The organism is Bacillus sp. AFS001701, assembly GCF_002559405.1.
GTDB lineage: Bacteria > Bacillota > Bacilli > Bacillales > Bacillaceae_G > Gottfriedia.
Genome location: NZ_NTZO01000589.1, coordinates 1 through 3714 on the forward strand (window position 1 = coordinate 1; position 3714 = coordinate 3714).

Here is a 3714-nt window from a genome sequence, read left to right on the forward strand (position 1 = left end):
ATTTTTTTGTTAACTAATTTATTTAACGATTTTAGTCTTAATTTACTTTTTGAATTCTTCCTTCAACTTCATAAACGAAAGGTCTTGGAAGTGATTTAACATAATCTACAGTCGCTTGAAGATCCTCTGGTCCAACTTCTAAATCAGTGGAACGTTCGCCAATACCATATTTTACATTTCCGTACATATAGTTGTTTACTACAACTGAATATTCTTTATTAGGATCAATTTTACTACCATCCGGTAAAAAGATGTCTACTACCTTTCTAGTCGTTGAATCCCAAGTATATTTGAATCCAGCGATATGGAAATCTAATCCCTTATCGGTAATTTGATTATTTAAAACTGTTTCAATATCTTGACCGCTAAGCATTACTTTATTTAAGACATTTCCAAAAGGCTGAATTGCGAATAAATCACCAAACGTAACTTGACCAGCGTCAAGTTGTGATCGAACACCGCCACCGTTCATCATTGCGAAGTCAGCATTCATTGATGCTTTCATTCCATCTGCAATTAAGTTACCTAGTGCAAAATCACCGTAAGTATCTGAAGATGGATATCCTTTTGGTAAAGTTTGCATTGAGTCACCAACAATCTGAGCTTTAATTGGCATAATTAAATCTTCATATTTTTTCATGATCGCAGAAACTGTCGGGTCTGGTGTATAGTCTTTTTGATAAACTGTTACTACTTCTGCTTGCTTTTTAACAATCTCACCTGTTACTGCATCTAATTCTAAATCCACATCAGAAAATGCAGAACCATATGAATAAGCTTGTACAATTAATTTATTATCAACTACTTTATCATTAAATACATGATTATGAGCAGCAAAAATAACATCTACTTCATCATCAACTTTTTCAGCAATATCAGTTGCATCATATAAATCTGCTTTACCTGTTTGAAGAGTAGGGTTATGTGCTAATGCTACGATTGCTTTAATCCCTTGTTTTTTTAGAATATCCGTATAATGGTTAATTGCTTCAACTTCATCACGAATCTCAAGCGTTTCATTTCCTTTTCGAACAATCATATTAGGAGTTTCTTGCGTTACTACTCCGATAAAACCAATCTTTTTACCGCCCACTTCTTTAATTGTGTATGGTTGAGTAATTAATTCTCCTGTTGCAGAATCATATGCATTGGCAGCAATCACTGGAAAGTTCATTCCGTCATACCCTTTTGTACCTTTAGGATGTTCTCCACCATTCATCATACGCTTTAATTCAGCAATGCCTTCATCAAACTCGTGATTTCCAACTGTACCTACATCAAAACCCATTGCTTCCATCACTTCAACTGTTGGTTCATCTTGGAATAACGCAGAAATCAGTGGGCTTCCACCAATCATGTCACCAGCGTGAACTAGTAATGTATTTGGATTTTCTGCTTCATGTTGTTTCATTGCGGCAGCTGTGTATTCCATACTTCCAGCTAATAATTCTTGGCCATTAACAGTAACTTTTGTATCAGTATCAAGCTGGCCATGAAGATCATTTAAGCCTAATAATTGGACTTTAATATTTTCTTTTGTACCTAAATCTAATTTAAAAATTCCAAATCCTGCAAGATCCGTTTTATTTGTAAATGCAATATTACTATTAGGCTTGATAAATTCTTCCGCTCTTGGTGAAGTCGTAAACGTTACATTTACATTTCCGCTAATTGGTGCAATCGACCAGTTATGATCAGCTGTTGGTGTGATTGTTTTCGATTCAGAAATGTAATCCATTAAGATTTGACGATTTTCATCAGCAGAATCTACTACAAGTTCGCTACCTTTTACACCTGGGAAATTACCACCGCCACCAGCACGATAGTTATTTGTTACAACGATGAATTCCTGATTTAGATCAATTGGTTGTCCATTATAAGTTAAGTTTATTACTCGACTTGAATTACTATTAACTAGATTTCCGTTTATATCATACTTTGCTGGTTTTGTTACATCAATTTGGTAGTTAACACCATCAATTACATCAAAGTTATAAACAGGGAAAGCTGGATTTAATAATGCTTGTTCTTCTGTTTTATTTGGATCAATTTGATTATATTTACCTGCGGTCATCTCAATCCATTCTTTCACAACAGAACCTTTTACTTTAATTGCTTTTAACGTATTATCATAAAGATAAAGATCGCCAGCACTTCTTATCGTAAGATCGCCTTTTTTAATCTCCGTATATTCAGCTACACCATTACGGCCAGCTTTGAATGGAGCTCCTACTGATAAAATTGGTAATTCTTTATATTCTGGTTTCTTTTCAGCAATATATTTTTCTACAAACCATTTTTGTGCATTTGTAACAACTTGAATCGATGGATCATCTTGTATCAATGAGAAGTAGCTATGAATATCATCGGTAGTTGTTCCAATTGGTGTATTTACATACTTAACGGTTGCATCATGATTTGGTTTAACAGCATTTACGATTTCTTGATCTGGAGCTACTGTACTTTCTGTTTTTGTTTTACCTGTAGCAGGATCCTTTACATCAGCCCATATTTCTCTAGTTGAAGACTGGGAATTTACTACTGACCATTTTCCTTTTTCTTTTTTAAGTGTTAGGTCAATTAATCCTAATGAACCACCACCGTATCCTGCTTGAACTGCTGGTACACCGTTGATTGTTCCTTTCGAATTATCAACACCTGGTAATGGCTTTTTATCTGCCCCTAAAAATAATGCATCAAGTGTAACCTCTGATTTTGCTGGAAATACCTTATGTGTATGAGAAAACGTAATTGCATCAATACCAGGTACTTCACTTAATGAATAAATAACGTCTTCAGTATTTTCTTTATTCGCATTAAATCCTGAATGAGTCATTGCAACAATTACGTCTGCACCGTCTTTTCTCATTTCAGGAATGAATTTTTTAGCTGTTTCGACTATATTTTTAGTAATAACTTTTCCATCAAGGTTTGCCTTGTCCCACTCACTAATTTGAGGTGGTACAAATCCAATAAAGCCGATTTTAATTTCTTGCTTCTTCCCTTGTTCATCAATTACTTGTTTCTTAATAATTTTATAAGGATTAAATTTGTTCTTATCATTATTAGGATTATTATCGTAATCATCTACGTAAACGTTTGCATTAATGTACGGAAAATCAGCATCATTATATGCTTCGTTTAAAAAGTCTAACCCATAGTTAAATTCATGGTTCCCTAAAGTTGCAATATCGTAACCCATTAGGTTCATTGCTTTAAATACAGGATGAACTTCTCCTTTTTTCAATGGATCAATTTTTGCTTCATAAGTTCCGAGTGGTGTACCTTGTATTAAATCCCCATTATCAACTAAAACATTATTTTGAACTTCTTTTCGAGCTTCTTTTACTAAAGTAGCAGTCTTAGCTAATCCAACTTTTTCATAAGCTCCATCCTTGTAGTAATCATAGTTTAATAAATTTGTATGGATATCTGTCGTTTCCATAATTCGGAAATTAACTAAATCCTTTTCAGCTTTATTCTTCGATGCAAGCACATTAACAGGTTCAGCCTCTTTTGGTGTAGCATACACTGGCGTACTCACAATTGACATACCTAATAACGATATAGCTAAAGAAAATGATAACGCTTTCGTATTAGTGCGATTCTTTCTCCCCATTTATATTCCCCTTATATGTTTTATTAGGATTACATTAAAAAAATCCCCAAAAATTATTATAAAATTAAAATAGGTTAAAATATATTTAATTATAC

Annotated in this window: 1 protein-coding gene; it reads right to left on the reverse strand. The window is 33.6% G+C overall.

Annotated features, from left to right (window positions below; all coding sequences use genetic code 11):
- Window positions 1–37 precede the first annotated feature (37 nt).
- Window positions 38–3619, reverse strand: a complete 3582-nt coding sequence (locus CN514_RS23575) for a bifunctional 2',3'-cyclic-nucleotide 2'-phosphodiesterase/3'-nucleotidase (protein ID WP_098234657.1) — start codon at window positions 3617–3619, stop codon at window positions 38–40.
- Window positions 3620–3714: the final 95 nt, after the last annotated feature.